This window comes from Streptomyces huasconensis (genome assembly GCF_021028635.1).
GTDB classification, from domain to species: domain Bacteria; phylum Actinomycetota; class Actinomycetes; order Streptomycetales; family Streptomycetaceae; genus Streptomyces; species Streptomyces huasconensis.
In genome coordinates this window covers 1,344,288-1,361,698 of the sequence record NZ_CP086119.1, presented here as the reverse complement: position 1 = coordinate 1,361,698, position 17,411 = coordinate 1,344,288, and the positions used below count along the sequence as shown (strand labels likewise).

At 72.2% G+C, this 17,411-nt stretch carries 17 protein-coding genes; 12 read left to right on the top strand and 5 right to left on the bottom strand.

The genetic code is table 11. The annotated features are described in order from the left end of the window. Positions 1 to 19: 19 nt before the first annotated feature. Positions 20 to 415, bottom strand: coding sequence for a DUF1844 domain-containing protein (locus J2N69_RS06090; RefSeq protein ID WP_230899819.1), 396 nt, complete (start codon positions 413 to 415; stop codon positions 20 to 22). 390 nt (positions 416 to 805) lie between these two features. Between J2N69_RS06090 and infC the strand changes: the two genes are divergently transcribed. From infC to J2N69_RS06040, 10 genes are all read left to right on the top strand, one after another. Continuing rightward, a complete protein-coding gene (infC, locus tag J2N69_RS06085) occupies positions 806 to 1,471 on the top strand; it encodes a translation initiation factor IF-3 (RefSeq protein ID WP_230904599.1) in 666 nt (221 codons plus the stop codon). A gap of 108 nt (positions 1,472 to 1,579) precedes the next feature. Continuing rightward, positions 1,580 to 1,774, top strand: a complete 195-nt coding sequence (rpmI, locus tag J2N69_RS06080; RefSeq protein ID WP_007829094.1) for a 50S ribosomal protein L35 — start codon at positions 1,580 to 1,582, stop codon at positions 1,772 to 1,774. A 96-nt stretch (positions 1,775 to 1,870) separates the two neighbouring features. Continuing rightward, entirely contained in the window at positions 1,871 to 2,254 is a 384-nt protein-coding gene (gene rplT, locus J2N69_RS06075) for a 50S ribosomal protein L20 (protein WP_030783035.1), read from the top strand. A 193-nt stretch (positions 2,255 to 2,447) separates the two neighbouring features. Further along, on the top strand, positions 2,448 to 3,293 hold the full coding sequence (locus J2N69_RS06070) for a TrmH family RNA methyltransferase (RefSeq protein ID WP_230899818.1): 846 nt from the start codon (positions 2,448 to 2,450) through the stop codon (positions 3,291 to 3,293). A 95-nt stretch (positions 3,294 to 3,388) separates the two neighbouring features. Continuing rightward, positions 3,389 to 4,522: a sensor histidine kinase gene (locus tag J2N69_RS06065; RefSeq protein ID WP_230899817.1), complete on the top strand. Its 1,134-nt coding sequence runs from the start codon at positions 3,389 to 3,391 to the stop codon at positions 4,520 to 4,522. A gap of 169 nt (positions 4,523 to 4,691) precedes the next feature. Then, entirely contained in the window at positions 4,692 to 5,822 is a 1,131-nt protein-coding gene (pheS, locus tag J2N69_RS06060) for a phenylalanine--tRNA ligase subunit alpha (protein WP_127910452.1), read from the top strand. Beyond that, positions 5,822 to 8,332, top strand: a complete 2,511-nt coding sequence (gene pheT, locus J2N69_RS06055; protein ID WP_230899816.1) for a phenylalanine--tRNA ligase subunit beta — start codon at positions 5,822 to 5,824, stop codon at positions 8,330 to 8,332. The genes pheS and pheT overlap by 1 nt, the downstream gene beginning before the upstream one ends. A 229-nt stretch (positions 8,333 to 8,561) precedes the next feature. After that, positions 8,562 to 9,692 carry a PP2C family protein-serine/threonine phosphatase gene (locus J2N69_RS06050; protein WP_230904598.1) on the top strand — a complete coding sequence of 377 codons (1,131 nt, stop codon included), beginning with the start codon at positions 8,562 to 8,564 and terminating at the stop codon, positions 9,690 to 9,692. Positions 9,693 to 9,967: 275 nt separating this feature from the next. Then, positions 9,968 to 11,317, top strand: coding sequence for a tetratricopeptide repeat protein (locus J2N69_RS06045; protein ID WP_230899815.1), 1,350 nt, complete (start codon positions 9,968 to 9,970; stop codon positions 11,315 to 11,317). Positions 11,318 to 11,410: 93 nt separating this feature from the next. Continuing rightward, positions 11,411 to 11,953 (top strand): NUDIX hydrolase, encoded by a 543-nt coding sequence (locus J2N69_RS06040; RefSeq protein ID WP_055530525.1) that lies wholly within the window; start codon positions 11,411 to 11,413, stop codon positions 11,951 to 11,953. An 11-nt stretch (positions 11,954 to 11,964) separates the two neighbouring features. On the opposite strand, the gene J2N69_RS06035 is transcribed toward J2N69_RS06040, so the two are convergent. Both J2N69_RS06035 and J2N69_RS06030 read right to left on the bottom strand, forming a co-directional pair. Then, entirely contained in the window at positions 11,965 to 12,222 is a 258-nt protein-coding gene (locus J2N69_RS06035; RefSeq protein WP_230899814.1) for a hypothetical protein, read from the bottom strand. A gap of 189 nt (positions 12,223 to 12,411) precedes the next feature. Further along, positions 12,412 to 13,272, bottom strand: a complete 861-nt coding sequence (locus J2N69_RS06030) for a 3-hydroxybutyryl-CoA dehydrogenase (protein ID WP_127910454.1) — start codon at positions 13,270 to 13,272, stop codon at positions 12,412 to 12,414. A gap of 179 nt (positions 13,273 to 13,451) precedes the next feature. Here J2N69_RS06030 and J2N69_RS06025 point away from each other — a divergent pair, with 179 nt between their 5' ends. Then, on the top strand, positions 13,452 to 14,687 hold the full coding sequence (locus J2N69_RS06025) for a glycoside hydrolase family 10-like protein (protein ID WP_230899813.1): 1,236 nt from the start codon (positions 13,452 to 13,454) through the stop codon (positions 14,685 to 14,687). Between the two features lie 13 nt (positions 14,688 to 14,700). Here the strand turns inward: J2N69_RS06025 and J2N69_RS06020 are convergent, their stop codons facing one another. Both J2N69_RS06020 and J2N69_RS06015 read right to left on the bottom strand, forming a co-directional pair. After that, positions 14,701 to 14,895, bottom strand: a complete 195-nt coding sequence (locus J2N69_RS06020; RefSeq protein WP_230899812.1) for a DUF1918 domain-containing protein — start codon at positions 14,893 to 14,895, stop codon at positions 14,701 to 14,703. A 107-nt stretch (positions 14,896 to 15,002) separates the two neighbouring features. After that, a complete protein-coding gene (locus tag J2N69_RS06015; protein WP_230899811.1) occupies positions 15,003 to 15,968 on the bottom strand; it encodes a DMT family transporter in 966 nt (321 codons plus the stop codon). On the opposite strand from J2N69_RS06015, the gene J2N69_RS06010 reads away from it, so the two are divergent. After that, complete coding sequence (locus tag J2N69_RS06010) at positions 15,967 to 17,403, top strand: aminotransferase-like domain-containing protein (protein ID WP_230899810.1); 1,437 nt, start codon at positions 15,967 to 15,969, stop codon at positions 17,401 to 17,403. The two genes, J2N69_RS06015 and J2N69_RS06010, sit on opposite strands and share 2 nt — an antisense overlap. Positions 17,404 to 17,411 lie beyond the last annotated feature (8 nt).

Below are 17,411 nucleotides of genomic sequence, written 5' to 3'. Positions count from 1 at the left end.
GCACGCATGGCGTGCGGGCTCAGCCGAAGACCGGGCCCGTGTACTTCTCGCCCGGGCCCTGACCCGGCTCGTCCGCCACGATCGACGCCTCGCGGAACGCCAGCTGCAGGGACTTCAGACCGTCCCGCAGCGGCGCCGCGTGGAACGAGCTGATCTCCGTGGCACTGGCGTCCATCAGACCGGCCAGCGAGTGGATCAGCTTGCGGGCCTCGTCCAGGTCCTTGTGGCCCTCGCCGCCCTCGGCGAGGCCGAGGTTCACGGCGGCGGCGCTCATCAGGTGGACCGCCACCGTGGTGATCACCTCGACCGCGGGGACGTCCGCGATGTCACGGGTCAGGGTGTCGAAGTCGGGGGAGTCGGGCCCGGCGGTCCCGGGGGCCGCGGGAGACTCGGGGGTGGGGGTCGTGTCGCTCATGTCCCACACGATAAGCCGCGCCCCGCGTCCGCCCCGCCCCGGGAGCCGCCGCCCCCACCGGTTCGCCCCACCCCGGGGGAGCTGCTAACCTTGTGTAACGACCGGCCGGAGACCCGCGTGCCAACGCGAGGACCCGGCCCACAAGTGGAGGCTCCGTTCTCCCACCTGACCGCTCCCCGGAGCGGCGGGTCACCGGTCAGGCGGCCGAAGTCCCCGAGGCTTCGGGTCGCCCGATGTGCGCCCCGCGATCACCGCGGAGGTGCTCCGGTAGTAATGGAGCCCCTTCTGTGATCGGTCGGGGCATTTTTTGTGGCCTCGCTCGGTTGGTCCCACAACAGACGTAACGCGGCTGTCCGCCAGACGGTCGCGTGGTGCTACCGAGGAGGATCCATCAGCGCCGAGCCCCGCATCAACGACCGGATTCGCGTTCCCGAGGTGCGACTTGTCGGCCCCAGCGGTGAGCAGGTCGGGATTGTTCCGCTTGCCAAGGCCCTGGAGCTCGCGCAGGAGTACGACCTCGACTTGGTCGAGGTCGCGGCGAACGCCCGTCCGCCCGTGTGCAAGCTCATGGACTACGGGAAGTTCAAGTACGAGTCGGCCATGAAGGCCCGTGAGGCGCGCAAGAACCAGGCGCACACGGTCATCAAGGAGATGAAGCTCCGGCCGAAGATCGACCCGCACGACTATGACACCAAGAAGGGTCACGTCGTCCGGTTCCTCAAGCAGGGCGACAAGGTCAAGATCACGATCATGTTCCGTGGTCGCGAGCAGTCCCGCCCCGAGCTTGGCTTCCGGCTGCTGCAGCGTCTCGCTTCGGACGTCGAGGACCTCGGGTTCATCGAGTCGAACCCGAAGCAGGACGGCCGAAACATGATCATGGTTCTCGGTCCGCACAAGAAGAAGACCGAGGCGATGGCCGAGGCCCGCGAGGCCCAGGCGGCCCGCAAGGCGGACGCGAAGGCCAACCCCGGCCGCTCGCAGAACTCCGCCGAGGGGGAGGAGCACTCCGAGGAGGCTCCCGCCGAGGCCCCGGCCGAGGCCAACGCCGAGGCCTGATCCTCCCGGACGCGAGTCCAGGGGATCGCCACCTGACACATATGGCTCCCGGATGCCCGGTTTCACGACCGGGCATCGGAGTGCCACTGACGAGGAGAGAACGGCGCTATGCCGAAGAACAAGTCGCACAGCGGTGCCAGCAAGCGCTTCAAGGTCACCGGCTCCGGCAAGGTGCTCCGTGAGCGCGCCGGCAAGCGCCACCTGCTCGAGCACAAGTCGTCCCGTCTGACGCGTCGCCTCACCGGCAACGCCGAGATGGCCCCGGGCGACGCCAAGAAGATCAAGAAGCTTCTCGGCAAGTGAGCCGGGGCGCGCACCGCGCGCCTCAGCTCTGACCGGGACCCAATCGATATCGGGTCGTGTGAGTCCAACCACGGCCCCGCTACAAGGAGTTAACAAGTGGCACGCGTCAAGCGGGCAGTCAACGCCCACAAGAAGCGTCGGGCGATCCTCGAAGCGGCCAGCGGCTACCGCGGCCAGCGCTCGCGCCTGTACCGCAAGGCCAAGGAGCAGGTCACCCACTCCCTGGTCTACAACTACAACGACCGCAAGAAGCGCAAGGGCGACTTCCGTCAGCTGTGGATCCAGCGCATCAACGCTGCTGCCCGCGCCAACGGCATCACCTACAACCGCTTCATCCAGGGTCTGAAGGCCGCCAACATCGAGGTGGACCGCAAGATCCTCGCGGAGCTGGCCGTCAACGACCAGAACGCGTTCGCCGCGCTGGTCGAGGTCGCGCAGAAGGCGCTGCCGAGCGACGTGAACGCGCCCAAGGCCGCGTGACACTGCGCTGAGCTGAGCGTTGTTTCGGACCCGTAAGCCGCTTGGCTTACGGGTCCGCTTGCGTTCGGGCTCTCGTCTGCCCTCTTCTCTTGTCTGCCGTCCGCGGGCCGTGACCGGCTGGTCGCGCAGTTCCCCGCACCCCTACGGGGCTGCCCCTGCGGGGGCGCCCGCATAGCTACCCGAAGGTGAGTTCATGACCGCCGCTCCCGAGTCGATCTCCCCCAAGTCGCCGCGCGTCAGCGCTGCCCGGCGGCTGGCCAAGCGGAATTTCCGGGGGAAGGAGCGGCTGTTTCTCGCCGAGGGGCCGCAGGCCGTGCGGGAGGCCGCGGGGCACGCGGACACCCTCGTCGAGCTGTTCGCCACCGTCGACGCCGCCGAGCGCTACGCCGACATCGTGGGCGAGGCCCGTGCCGCCGGGGCCCGGGTGCACCTCGCCGACGAGGACGTCATCGCCGACATCTCGACGACCGTCACCCCGCAGGGGCTCGTCGGGGTCTGCCGGTTCCTCGACACCCCCTTCGAGGACATCCTCGCCGCCCGGCCCAAGCTCGTCGCCGTCCTCGCCCACGTACGCGACCCCGGCAACGCCGGCACCGTGCTGCGCTGCGCCGACGCCGCGGGCGCCGAGGCCGTGGTGCTGACCGACGCCTCCGTGGACCTCTACAACCCCAAGGCCGTGCGCGCCTCGGTCGGGTCGCTGTTCCACCTGCCGGTCGCCGTCGGGGTGCCCGTGGAGACGGCCGTACGCGGACTCAAGGACGCCGGCGTGCGTATCCTCGCCGCCGACGGCGCGGGCGAGGACGACCTCGACACCGAGCTCGACAAGGGCACCATGGGCACCCCCACCGCCTGGGTCTTCGGCAACGAGGCGTGGGGGCTGCCGGAGGAGACCCGCGCACTCGCCGACGCCGTGGTGCGCGTTCCGATCCACGGCAGGGCCGAGAGCCTCAACCTCGCGACCGCCGCGGCCGTGTGCCTCTACGCCTCCGCTCGTGCACAGCGCGCCGCCGGAGGGTGCCGCTCCGTCACATCGAGCTAGTAGGGTGACGGGCTCGGGGGCCCTCCCCCAAGCTCACGCCTTTGCTGGAGCGGGGAGGCACCCCCACCGCCAGTCCGAGAGGTGGGGTACGGGGCATGAGTGTCGGCACCAGCAGAGCACCGGGAGCACCGGACGTCGTCCGTGCTCGCGCCGACCGCAGCGGTCCCGGTGATCTCGGGCTCGACCCCGACGACCTGCCCGACGGGCTCGTCGTCGCGGACGAGACGGGCCACGTCATCTGCTTCAACGCGGCGGCCGTCCGGATCACCGCCGTCCCCGCCGCCGACGCTCTCGGCAGCCCCCTGGAGCACGCCCTCCCCTTAGAGGACCTCGAAGGCCGCCGCTGGTGGCAGCTGACGAACCCCTACGGAGGCCTCGCCATCCGCGTCGGCCAGCCCGAGCGCAATCTGCTGCTGCCGGGCGGCCGCGAGGTCCTGGTCTCCGCCCGCTATCTGCGCGCCTCCCGCACCGGGCCCGTGCGCCGCGTCATCGTCTGTCTGCGGGACACCGAGGCCCGCCGCCGCACCGAGCGCAGCCACGCCGAGCTGATCGCCACGGTCGCCCACGAACTCCGCTCGCCCCTCACCTCCGTCAAGGGCTTCACGGCGACGCTGCTCGCCAAGTGGGAGAGGTTCACGGACGACCAGAAGAAGCTGATGCTGGAGACCGTCGACGCCGACGCCAACCGCGTCACCCGGCTCATCGCCGAACTCCTCGACATCTCCCGCATCGACTCCGGGCGGCTCGAACTGCGCCGCCAGCCCGTCGACATAGGCGCCGCCGTCGGCCGGCACATCCAGGCGCACGTCGCCTCCGGCCAGGACGCCGCCCGCTTCCTGCTCCGCCTCCAGCAGCCGCTGCCCGACCTGTGGGCGGACCCCGACAAGATCGACCAGGTACTGAGCAACCTGCTGGAAAATGCGGTGCGGCACGGCGAGGGAACCGTCACCATCGACGTGGCGCCCTCCTCGTCCCCCCGGGAGCGAGGCGGCGCCGAGACCGCCGTGACCGTGAGCGACGAGGGTCCCGGCATTCCTGAGGAGTCGATGGGCCGCGTCTTCACCCGCTTCTGGCGGGGCAGCAAACGCGGCGGGACGGGACTGGGGCTGTACATCGTGAAGGGCATCGTGGAGGCGCACGGCGGGACGATCACCGTCGGCCGCGCCCCGGGCGGCGGCGCCCAGTTCCGATTTACGTTGCCCGTGGGGACTCCCGCGTACCTCCTGTGAGTCCACGACGGACTCCGGCCAGGACGTTCCGAGCAGCCCGCGGGCGCATTCGATCACCGCACCCCCGTTAGACTCGGTCGTTGGCACTTTGCGTCCCCAACCTTGGGACACTCCGTCTCCGACTCGTCGACGGGGACCATCCGCCAGCCAACCGGAAGCACGGGAAGAGATGTCGGCACCGAACAAGTCGTACGACCCTGTTGAGGTCGAGGCACTGAAACCTGAAGAGATCGAGCGCATGCGGGACGAGGCGCTCGCCGCCTTCGCGGCCGCAGACTCCCTCGACGCGCTCCAGGAGGCCAAGGTCGCGCACACCGGCGGCACCTCGCCGCTGGCCCTCGCCAACCGCGAGATCGGCGCGCTGCCCCCGCAGGCCAAGGCCGAGGCGGGCAAGCGCGTCGGCATGGCGCGCGGCGCCGTCAACAAGGCGCTGGCCGCCCGCCAGGCCGAGCTGGAGGCCGAGCGCGACGCCCGTGTGCTGGTCGAGGAGGCGGTGGACGTCACCCTGCCGTACGACCGCACCGCCGCCGGCGCCCGGCACCCGCTGACCACGCTCATGGAGCGCGTCGCGGACGTCTTCGTCGCCATGGGGTACGAGGTCGCCGAGGGCCCCGAGGTCGAGGCGGAGTGGTTCAACTTCGACGCCCTGAACTTCACGCCCGACCACCCGGCCCGGCAGATGCAGGACACGTTCTTCGTCCAGGGCCCCGAGGGCAAGTCGGGCGACGAGTCCGGTGTCGTCCTGCGGACGCACACTTCCCCGGTGCAGGCCCGCGCGCTCCTCGAACGCCGCGAGCCGCCCGTCTACATCGTCTGCCCCGGCCGCGTGTACCGCACGGACGAGCTGGACGCGACGCACACCCCGGTCTTCCACCAGATCGAGCTGCTCGCCGTCGACGAGGGCCTGACCATGGCCGACCTCAAGGGCACCCTCGACCACATGGTCCAGGCGCTCTTCGGCCCGGACATGAAGACCCGGCTGCGGCCGAACTACTTCCCGTTCACCGAGCCGTCCGCCGAGATGGACATGGTGTGCTACGTCTGCCGCGGCGAGTCCGTCGGCAACCCCGACCGCCCCTGCCGCACCTGCGGCAGCGAGGGCTGGATCGAGCTCGGCGGCTGCGGCATGGTCAACCCCAAGGTGCTGACCGCCTGCGGCGTCGACCCCCAGAAGTACAGCGGATTCGCCTTCGGGTTCGGCATCGAGCGGATGCTGATGTTCCGCCACAACGTCGAAGACATGCGAGACATGGTCGAGGGTGACATCCGGTTCACCCGGCCGTTCGGGATGGAGATCTGATGCGGGTCCCGCTTTCCTGGCTGCGGGAGTACGTCGACCTCCCCGCCACCGAGACCGGCCGTGACGTGCAGGCCAAGCTGATCGAGGTCGGCCTCGAGGTCGAGACCGTCGAGCAGCTCGGCGGCGGCCTCAAGGGCCCGCTCGTCGTGGGCAAGGTCCTCACCATCGAGGAGCTGGAGGGCTTCAAGAAGCCCATCCGCTTCTGCACCGTCGACGTCGGCACCGCCAACGGCACCGGCGAGCCGCAGGAGATCGTCTGCGGCGCCCGGAACTTCGCCGTCGGCGACAAGGTCGTCGTGGTCCTGCCGGGCGCCGTCCTGCCCGGTGACTTCGCGATCGCCGCCCGCAAGACGTACGGCAAGACCTCGCACGGCATGATCTGCTCCGGCGACGAGCTGGGCATGGGCGACGACGGCAGCGGAGGCATCATCGTGCTGCCGCCCGAGCACGAGGTCGGCACCGACGCCATCGAGCTGCTCGAACTGGTCGACGAGGTCCTGGACATCGCCGTCACGCCCGACCGGGGCTACGCCCTGTCGATGCGCGGCGTCGCCCGCGAGACCGCCATCGCGTACGGCCTGCCGCTGCGCGACCCGGCGCTCCTGGACGTGCCCGCGCCGAACTCCTTCGGCTACCCCGTCAAGATCAGCGACCCGCTCGGCTGCGACCGCTTCACCGCGCGCACCGTCACCGGCCTGCGCCCCGAGGCCCGCTCGCCGATCTGGCTCAAGCGGCGCCTGCAGAAGGCCGGGATGCGCCCCATCTCGCTCACCGTCGACGTCGCGAACTACGTGATGCTGGAGCTGGGCCAGCCCCTGCACACGTACGACCGCTCCCGCATCCAGGGGACGATCGGCGTGCGCCGGGCCGAGCAGGGCGAGAAGTTCATGACGCTCGACGGCGCACAGCGCGTCCTCGACGCCGAGGACCTGGTGATCACCGACGAGCGCGGGCCCATCGGCCTCGCGGGCGTCATGGGCGGCGCCAACACCGAGATCGCCGACCACGACGCCGAGGGCGGCACGACGGACGTCGTGATCGAGGCCGCGCACTTCGACGCCCTGTCCGTCGCGCGCACCGCGCGCCGCCACAAGCTGGGCTCCGAGGCCGCCAAGCGCTACGAGCGCGGCGTCGACCCGCAGGCCACGTCGGCCGCCGCGCAGCGCACCGTCGACCTGCTGGTGCTGCTCGCGGGCGGCACCGCCGAGGCCGGCGTCACGGAGATCATCGCCCCCACCGCGCCGCGCACGATCACCATGCCCGCCGACCACCCCGACCGGGTCGCCGGTGTCACCTACGGCCGCGAGACCGTCGTACGCCGCCTCCAGCAGGTCGGCTGCGACGTGTACGGCCAGGACGACCTGACCGTCACCGTGCCGTCGTGGCGTCCCGACCTCGCGGAGCCGAACGACCTCGCCGAAGAGGTCATCCGTCTTGAGGGGTACGAGAACCTCCCCTCGACCCTGCCGAAGCCCCCCGCGGGCCGCGGCCTCACCGAGCGGCAGCGCCTGCACCGCCGTGTCGGGCGCGCGCTGGCCGGCGCCGGATACGTGGAGGCGCTGAGCTACCCCTTCATCGGGGAGAACGTCTTTGACCAGCTCGGCCTGGAGGCGGACGATCCGAACCGCCGCGTGGTCAAGCTCGTCAACCCGCTCTCCGACGAGGAGCCCGCCCTCCGTACGACGCTGCTGCCGGGGCTGCTCGCCGCGCTCCGCCGCAACGACGGGCGGGGCAGCCACGACCTGGCGCTCTTCGAGACCGGCCTGGTCTTCCACCCCCGCCAGGAGCTGAAGGTCGCGGTGCGGCTGCCCGTCGACCGGCGGCCCACCGACGAGGAGATCGCCTCCCTCACCGACGCGCTGCCCGTCCAGCCCCGGCACGCCGCCGTCGTCCTCGCGGGCGCCCGCGAGCAGGCCGGCTGGTGGGGCAAGGGCCGCCCGGCCGACTGGGCGGACGCCGTCGAGGCGGCGCGCACCCTCGCCCGCGAGGCCGGTGCCGAGCTGATCGTCGACCAGGGGCAGTACGGCCCCTGGCACCCGGGCCGCTGCGCGGAGCTGAAGGTCGTCATCGACGGCGACATCGTCTCCGTGGGCCACGCCGGTGAGCTGCACCCGCGCGTCGTCAAGGCGCTCGGCCTGCCCGCCCGCACCTGCGCCATGGAGGTCGACCTGGACCGCCTGGCGCGGGCCGGCGAGGGCACGCTGCGCGCGCCGCGCATCTCCGCCTTCCCGGTGGCCACGCAGGACGTCGCGCTGATCGTCGACAAGGAGGTGCCGGCCGCCGTGGTCGAGTACTACCTGACCGGCGGCGCGGGCGACCTCCTGGAGTCCATCCGGCTGTTTGACGTCTTCGAGGGCGAACAGATCGGCGAGGGCAAGAAGTCCCTGGCGTACGCGCTGCGCTTCCGCGCGCCCGACCGCACGCTGACGGTCGACGAGGCGTCGGCGGCCCGTGACGCGGCCGTCGCCCTGGCGGCCGAGCGCACGGGCGCGGTGCTCCGCGGAGCGTAGTCACCGCCGGTAGGCGACGCCCCGCGCACCATGGGGCGCGAAGAGGGGCTCATCCGGATCGCCGGGTGAGCCCCTCACTCGTTGGGGTGACAAAGGGCATCACTCTGGCCCGATCGGGTCACTCGGTCGACAGAATCATTCCGGCCGTAGGGGTCGGTCTGCGCGCCGCACGGGGCTGAGGGGGGCCGACAGCATGATCCGTATCAGGGCTGGGGCTCCCCGCGCGATGGTGTCGCGGGCGAGAGCGGGGACCAGGGGAGCACGAGCGCGTGGTAAGGGCCCGCGCGGCCCCGCGAGAGACCCCCGGCTAGCCTGCGGGGGCGGCCGTCGTCGCTTCCGCCGGGTGCTCTCGCTGGGCCTGCCGACGGTGTGGGGCGCCGTCGCCATCACGTTCAAACTGGCCTGTCCGCTCGCCCAGCAGGACGGCATGGGGGCGCGGATCGTCAGCAGCGCCGTCTTCTTCGTCGTCGGCACCGGGCTCGTCGTGCATGTCCACCGGACCCTGCTGCGGGAGCTGCGCCAGGTCCGCGAGGTCGCCGGCGCCGCGCAGAACGTGCTGCTGAGACCGCTGCCGCCCCGCGTCGAAGGGCTCGCGCTCGCCGCCGGCCGGGTCTCGGCGTCGCGGGGCGCCTGTGTCGGCGGCGATCTGTACGAGGTCGCCGCCACCGACCACGGCGTGCGCGTCGTCATGGGTGACGTCCGCGGGCACGGCCTCGGCGCCATCGGGACCGTCGCCGCCGTCCTCGGCAGCTTCCGCGACGCCGCCCACGACGAACCCGAACTCCCGGCGGTCATGCGCCGGTTGGAGCGGGCCCTCGGGCGGCACCTGCGGGAGCGTTCGTACGCCGAGCAGCCCGTGAGCGGCAGAGCGGCACAGGACGGCGCGCTGGCCGAGGAGTTCGTCACCGTGCTGCTCCTGGAGATCGGCGAGGACGGCGAGCTGCTGGCCATCAACTGCGGCCACCCCTGGCCGTACCTGCTCACCCGGCAGGCCCGGCCGCTGGCCGACGCCGAACCGCTGCCTCCGCTCGGCCTCTTCCCGCTCCCCGGAGAACTGCCCGTGGTGCACTGCGGGCGGCTGCTGCCGGGCGAGTCGCTCGTCCTGCACACGGACGGCATGGAGGACGCCCGCGACGCGGCGGGTGCGTTCTTCCCGCTCCAGGCCGCCCTCACCGAGGCGGCGCGGGCCCGGCCGGCCACCCCGCAGGACCTCATCGACGCGGTCTACGCCGAATTCCTGCGCCACGCGGGCCAGTTGCCGTCCGACGACGCGGCGCTGCTCGTCCTGCGCAACGACCGCGAGCAGGCCCCCAACCGGCAGCAGGAGTCCGAGCGGCCCATCACCCGCACCATGAGCTGAGCGCCCGGTGGGACGGAGCGAGCCGCGCGCCGTCCGCCCCGCCATGGAGTTGTCGGGCAGACGACGGGACGGACGGCGCCAGGAGGGGCCGCCGCACTGTATTGAGGGGGGAGCCGGCGACCCACCGGCCTCATCGACTGATGAGGCCCCTCAGTCAAGCGGCCCCACACGGGACGCGGCAGAGCGCACACCCCCCGGATTCGGGCACTCCGTTCACACCCCGTGTGAAGGCGCCTCCACTACTCTGAACAGCACCGAGCCACCGGAGGGCATCCATGCAGCCCAACACCCTGCTCGACGCGATCCTCGACGAAGCGGGCATCTCGCACGCGGGACTCGCCGCCCACGTGAACCAGGCCGGGAAGTCCAGGGGCCTCGCGTTGCGCTACGAACACACCGCCGTCTCCCGCTGGCTGAAGGGCCAGCGCCCGCGCGGCCAGGTCCCGGACCTGATCTGCGAGGTACTCGCCGCCCGGCTCCAGCGGCCCGTCACCCTCGACGACATCGGCCTGGGAGTGCCCGGTGTCCCCGCCGCCCCCGCGGGATCGGCGACGTGCACGCTCTCCGGCTTCGTGGAGCGCGCCACCGCGCTGTGGCGCTCGGACGAACAGCAGCGCCCCCACCTGCTCGGCGCGCCCGCGGTCACCGGCACCCCCGCGGTGATGCCGGTCTGGGAGTGGGAGAACCCGCCCGAGGACGTCGACGTGTCCCGCGGCGGACGCCACCCCGTCAGCACGGCCGACATCGAGATGATGCGCGCGGCCCGTGCCCACTACGAGCAGATGTACCGCAAGACCGGTGGCGTCGCGACCCGCACCCGCATCGTCGGCTTCCTCAACGCGGAGGCCGCGCCCCTGCTGCGGGGCAGCTACACCGACGAGATGGGCCGCCAACTGCACCGCTCCACGGGCGGGTTGGTGGCCATAGCGGGCATCTGCGCCTACGACTCCGACGCGCACGGCCTCGCCCAGCGCTACTTCCACCAGGCTCTGCGGCTGGCGAAGGCCAGCGGGGACCGGGGGCTCGGGGCGTATGTGATCGCGCTGCTGGTCAACCAGTCGCTGTTCATGCGGGAGTACCGCCAGGCCGTGGCGTTCGCCGAGGCGGCGCTGCGGGCCGCGGGCCGCGACCTCACCCCGGCGCTGGCGTCCGACCTGTACGCGATGCAGGCCAAGGCGTACGCGCACCTGGGCGACGGCCGGAGCGCCCTGTCGTGCATCCGGCGCGCGGAGGCCGCCGCCGACCGCATCCTGCGGGGCCGCGAGCCGGACGAGACGGGGTATGTCCAGCCGGGACTGGTCAACGTCCAGGTGGCCGAGGCCCTGCTCAGCCTCGGTGACCTGGTCAGTGCCCGGGAGCATGCCGCCGCGGCCGTCGACACGCCGGCCCATGACCGGGGCCGCGTCCACCGCCTCGCCATGCTCAGCCAGATCGAACTGCGCCAGGGCAACACCGACGAGGCGGTGGCCACCGCGGTGGAAATGGCGCAGCAGGCGCGGGGGATGGAGTCCCAGCGGCTGCGGGACCGGCTGCGCGCGGTGCGGGAGCACCTGGTGCGCAGCGACTGCGCGGGCACGGCCGAGGCGGCCGAACTCATCGACGGGGCGTTGCGCGTCCCGCTCTGACCCCTGGCGCCCCGTGACGCCCCCTGGCGCCCACTGCTCTGCGGTTCTCCCTGCTGCGATATTGCCGTCAACTCGGCGAAAGGTGGCAGAACCGTGCAGTGGACGAAACAGAGCGAACAAACTGTGTATGGAAACAGGTGGTTCACGGTCAATCTCGCGGATGTCGAGCTGCCCGACGGCCGGCATCTGGACCACTTCCTCATACGGATGCGGCCCGTGGCCGTGGCCACCGTCGTCAACGACGCCAACGAAGTGCTGCTGCTGTGGCGGCACCGCTTCATCACCGACAGCTGGGGCTGGGAACTCGCGGCGGGCGTCGTCGAGGACGGCGAGGACATCGCGTACGCGGCGGCCCGCGAGATGGAGGAGGAGACCGGCTGGCGGCCGGGCCCGCTGCGGCACCTGATGAGCGTCGAGCCCTCGAACGGGCTCACCGACGCCCGGCACCACATCTACTGGTCCGACGAAGGGACCTATGTGGGCCATCCCGAGGACGATTTCGAGTCGGACCGCCGTGAGTGGGTCCCGCTCAAGCTCGTCCCCGACATGGTGGCCCGCGGCGAGGTCCCGGCCGCCAACATGGCCGCGGCGCTGCTCCTCCTGCACCATCTGCGCCTCGGCCAGGACGCGCGCTAGCCGTGCGGTGGTCAGTGGCCGAGGGCCTGCCAGACCGCGACGGCGAGCGCCGCGACCGTCGCGAGAGCGACGATCGTGGGGAGCGGCCAGCGCGTGTGTTCCAGGGCGGAGACCCGGGATTGCAGGGCCTCCACGTTCTTGGCGGTCTGCTGGTCGTGCTGCGTCAGCAACGCCAGCCGTCCGTCGACGCGGGCGAGGCCCACGTCCAGGCTGCGGCGTAACTCCGCGAGTTCTTCCGGGACCACGGCTCGCTCGCCATCGGTGGTCACGAGTCCACTCCTCTCTGTAGTGGCGCGTCCCCCCTTCTTCCGCACGGGAAGTCAACTCGCGTGACGGACTGGGCGGGAGAGTGTGCGATGGGCATATGCGAGCCCACCGCGCACACGGTGTGTGAACGCCGCGGGCCCGGCACTCGCAGGAGTGCCGGGCCCGTCACCACAGAGGATTCACACGGGGCGTCAGGCGTACGTGTAGAAGCCCGAGCCGGTCTTCCGGCCGAGGCGGCCCGCGTCCACCATGCGCTGGAGCAGCGGGGGCGCGGCGTACAGCGGCTCCTTGTACTCGGCGTACATGGAGTCGGCGACCGAGGCGACCGTGTCCAGGCCGATCAGGTCGGCGAGCTTGAGCGGGCCCATCGGGTGGGCGCAGCCCATCTCCATGCCGTTGTCGATGTCCTCACGGCTCGCGATGCCCGACTCGAACATCCGGATCGCGGAGAGGAGGTACGGGATGAGCAGCGCGTTGACCACGAAGCCCGAGCGGTCCTGGGCGCGGATCGCGTGCTTGCCGAGGACCTTCTCGACCATGACCTGCGCCCGGCTGATGGTGCCCTCGGACGTGGTCAGCGCCGGGATCAGCTCGACGAGCTGCTGCACCGGCGCCGGGTTGAAGAAGTGGATGCCGATGACCTGGTCCGGCCGCGAGGTCGCGACGGCCAGCTTCACCAGCGGGATGGAGGAGGTGTTCGAGGCGAGGATCGCGTCCTGCCGGGTCACCACCTGGTCGAGCACCTGGAAGATCTCGGTCTTGACCTGCTCGTTCTCCACCACGGCCTCGATGACGAGGTCACGGTCGGCGAACTCGCCGAGGTCGGTGGTGAAGCTCAGCCGGTCCAGCGCCGCGTCCCGCTCCTCGTCGGAGATCTTGCCGCGCTCGGCCGCCTTGGAGAGCGAGTTGTACAGCCGCGTGCGGCCGATCTCCAGGGCCTCGCCGGTGGTCTCCGCGACCTTCACATCCAGTCCGGAGCGGGCGCAGACCTCTGCGATTCCGGCGCCCATCTGGCCACAGCCCACCACTCCGACGCGTGCGATATCGGTCATGGAGTCGGTCACCTCGTGCCTTTCGCTGATCAACGGGGCCGGCAGGTCCCCCGTATGGATGGTGCCTGCCTCGGCCGTGAACGTTACTCCGCAACTGAGGGTCCATGGCGTGCCGGGTCGGGCATGCTGGCCGCAACCCGGCGAAAGGTGCCGGACACAGCGAGCTCAGGGGCGTACAGATGAGGCGTATGTCACGTCGGGGTTTCTCGGTGGTGGCCGCGGCGACGATCGCGGGCCTGGCGACGGCGGGGGACGCGATGGCGGCCCCCGACCGGCGTCGGAAGAAGGAGCGGGAGCTGCGGGCCATGTGGCTGGCGACCGTCGTCAACCGCGACTGGCCCTCCAAACCGGGCCTGACCGCGCAGCAGCAGCGGAGCGAACTCCTTGCGTTCCTCGACTCGGCGGTGAACCGCAGACTGAACGCGGTGGTCTTCCAGGTGCGGCCCACCGCCGACGCCCTGTGGCCCTCGCCGCACGAGCCGTGGTCGGAGTACCTCACCGGGACGCAGGGCAAGAACCCGGGCTGGGACCCGCTGGGCACCGCGGTGCGGGAGGCGCACCGCAGAGGCCTGGAACTGCACGCGTGGTTCAACCCCTTCCGCATCGCGAACCACACCGACCCCTCGCGGCTGGTGGCCACGCACCCCGCGCGCGTGCACCCCGACTGGGTGGTGCCCTACGGCGGGAAGCTCTACTACAACCCGGGCCTGCCCGAGGTGCGCCGCTTCGTGCAGGACGCGATGCTCGACGCGGTCCGCCGCTATCCGCTGGACGCGGTGCACTGGGACGACTATTTCTACCCGTACCCCGTCGCGGGCCAGACCTTCGACGACGACGCCGCCTTCGCCCGCCACGGCGGCGGCTTCGCGGACCGCGCCTCCTGGCGCCGGGACAACATCGACCGGCTGGTGCGCGAGATGTCCGGCCGGATCAAGAAGACCCGGCCGCGCACGCAGTTCGGCATCAGCCCCTTCGCGGTCTGGCGCAACAAGGCGACCGACCCGACGGGTTCGGACACCCGGGCGGGCGTGCAGACGTACGACGACCTGTACGCGGACACGCGCGGCTGGGTGACGAAGGGCTGGCTCGACTACATCGTCCCGCAGGTGTACTGGAACATCGGCTTCCCCGCGGCGGACTACGCCAAGCTGGTCCCGTGGTGGAGCGATGTCGTACGCGGCACGGGCGTGCGCCTGTACATCGGCGAGGCCCTCTACAAGGCCGGTGACCCGGCACAGCCCGCCGCCTGGCAGGACCCGGCGGAGCTGTCCCGCCACCTCACCTACGCCGAGGGCTTCAGCGAGGTGCGCGGGCACATCTACTTCTCCGCCAAGGAGGTCGGCGTCGACAAGATCGGCGCGATGGCACGGGTGGTCGCCGACCACTACCAGGAACCCGCGAGGCCGCCGCGCTGACGGCCGCGCAGACCTAGGTGGCCGGGTCCTCGTGCCGTACGACGGTGTCGGGGCCCGGCGACATCAGCGTCTCGTGGCCGTCCTCGAAGCGTACGCGGTACGGCGGGGTGCCGTCCGCGCCGAGCACCTCGACGACCTCCGCGATCCGGTCGTGCTGCCCGACGATCCGGCCGTGGACCACCAGCCTGTCTCCTACGGTTGCGCGCATGTGGAGTACTCCCTCGTCCCGCTCTGCGGTCGCGATCCGTGGCCTCCAGTCTAGGGCGCAGGGCGGGAGTCGGCGCCTGGTCGGACGCCGGTCGGGTCAGCTTCGAGTCAGCCGCGGGCCCGTTGCGTGACCGCGATGCAGACGAGTACGGCGGCCGCCGTGAGGGGCGCGGCGACGGGCAGGTCCTCGCCGAGCAGGAACACCGACCAGACGAGGGTCAGCAGCGGCTGGGCGAGCTGGAGCTGGCTGGCCTTGGGGACCCCGATGGCCGCCATGCCCCGGTACCAGACGACCAGGCCGAGGAATTGCGAGCCGATCGCGGCGTAGAGCAGCCCCGCCGTGCTGTGGCCGGTGAGCCGGAAGGACTCGTGCTGGAGGGCGAGGGCGGCGCCCAGCAGGTTGAGCGGCAGGCAGAGCATCAGCCCCCAGCCGATGACCTGCCAGCCGGGCATCTCACGGGCCAGGCGACCGCCCTCGGTGTAGCCGGCCGCGCAGATCAGCAGCGCCCCGAAGAGGTAGAGGTCGGCGGCGGACAGCGCGCCGCCGCTCTGCTGCACGGTGAACGCGATGACGGCGGCGGCCCCGGCGAGCGCCGCCGCCCAGAACGTGCGGGAGGGGCGCGCCCCGGTCCGCAGCGCCGAGAGGACGGCGGTCGTCAGCGGGAGCAGGCCGACGACCACGGCCGCGTGCGCGGTGGTGGAGGTCTGCAGGGCCAGCGTGGTCAGCAGCGGGAAGCCGACGACCACGCCGGCGCCGACCACCGCGAGCCCCGCCCAGTGACGGCGGTGCGGCACCGGGACGCGCAGGGCGAGCAGGCAGCCGCCCGCGATGAGGGCGCTCAGCGCGCCGCGCAGGGTGACGAGGCTCCAGGGGCCGATGCCTTCGAGGCCCCAGGCGGTGGCGGGGAAGGTGAGCGAGAAGGCGGTGACGCCGAGGGCGGCGAGCACGGTGCCGGTACGGCGTGAGCCGTGCGGGGCGGGGGTGCCTCCCGGGGCCGTGGTGCCTTCCGGGGCCGTGGTGGCTTCGGCGACCGCTATCCGCTGCGGACGAGTAGCGCTATCCTGTGCTGTCATGCAAGAGAGTAGCAGCGTGGGTGAACTGGCGAAACGGCTGCGGAGCGAGGTGAACCGCTACTCACCCGGCGAGAAGCTGCCGTCGAGCCGGTCGCTCGTCGAACGGTTCCGGGTGAGCCCGGTGACCGTGTCGCGGGCCCTCGCGCAGCTGGCCGCCGAAGGGCTCGTCGTCACCCGGCCCGGCTCCGGTGTCTTCCGTGCCGAGCCGTCGGCGCCCGCCGTGCCGACCGGGGACACCTCGTGGCAGGAGGTGTCGCTGAGCGCCGACGCCACGGCCGAGCCGGCGCCGCGCGCGGTCGACGCGTCCGGGGTGCTCGCCACCCTCGCCGCCCCGCCGCCGGGCGTCATCGAGTTCAACGGCGGCTACCTCGACGCCTCCCTCCAGCCCGAGCGCGCGATGGCCGCGGCGCTCGCGCGGGCGGGCCGGCGGCCCGGGGCGTGGGGCAGGCCGCCGCTCGACGGCCTGCCGGAGCTTCGGGAGTGGTTCGCGCGGGGCATCGGCGGGGCCGTCACGGCCGCCGAGGTGCTGATCACGGCGGGCGGGCAGAGCGCGCTGACCACGGCGCTGCGCGCGCTCGCGCCGCCGGGGGCGCCGGTGCTCGTCGAGTCGCCCACCTACCCGGGCATGCTGGCGATCGCCCGCGCGGCGGGGATGCGTCCCGTGCCGGTGCCCGTCGACACGGACGGGGTGCGCCCGCAGCTCCTGGCGGCCGCCTTCCGCGCGACGGGCGCCCGCGTCTTCGTCTGCCAGCCGCTGTTCCAGAACCCGACCGGGGCCGTGCTCTCCGCCGAGCGCCGCCCCGAGGTGCTGCGGATCGCCCGCGAGGCGGGAGCGTTCGTCGTCGAGGACGACTTCGTGCGCCGCCTCGTCCACGAGGACGCCGGGCCGCTGCCGCCGCCGTTCTGCGCCGACGACAACGACGGCGTCGTCGTGCACGTCTGCTCGCTCACCAAGGCCACCTCGCCGAGCTTCCGGGTGAGCGCGCTCGCCGCGCGCGGACCGGTACTGGAGCGGTTGCGCGCCATCCAGGTCGTCGACCACTTCTTCGTGCCGCGCCCGCTCCAGGAGGCGGCGCTCGAACTGGTCGGCTCCCCGGCCTGGCCGCGCCATCTGCGGTCCGTGGCGGGCGAGTTGCGGGTGCGCAGGGACGCCATGGCCGCGGCGCTGCGGCTGAACCTCCCCGAGCTGGCGATGCCGCACATCCCCGCGGGCGGCTACCTCCTCTGGGTGCGGCTGCCCGACGGCACCGACGAGGCGGCGCTGGCATCGGCCGCCCTGCGCGCGGGCGTGGCCGTGGCCCCCGGCCGGCCGTACTACGCGGCGGAGCCCCCGGCGGCGTACGTCCGCCTGAGCTTCGCGGCGGTCGCGGGGGTGGGGGAGATCGGCGAGGGGGTGCGCAGGCTGCGGGCGGCCTGCGACGAGGTGCGGGGGTAGCTGCCGGG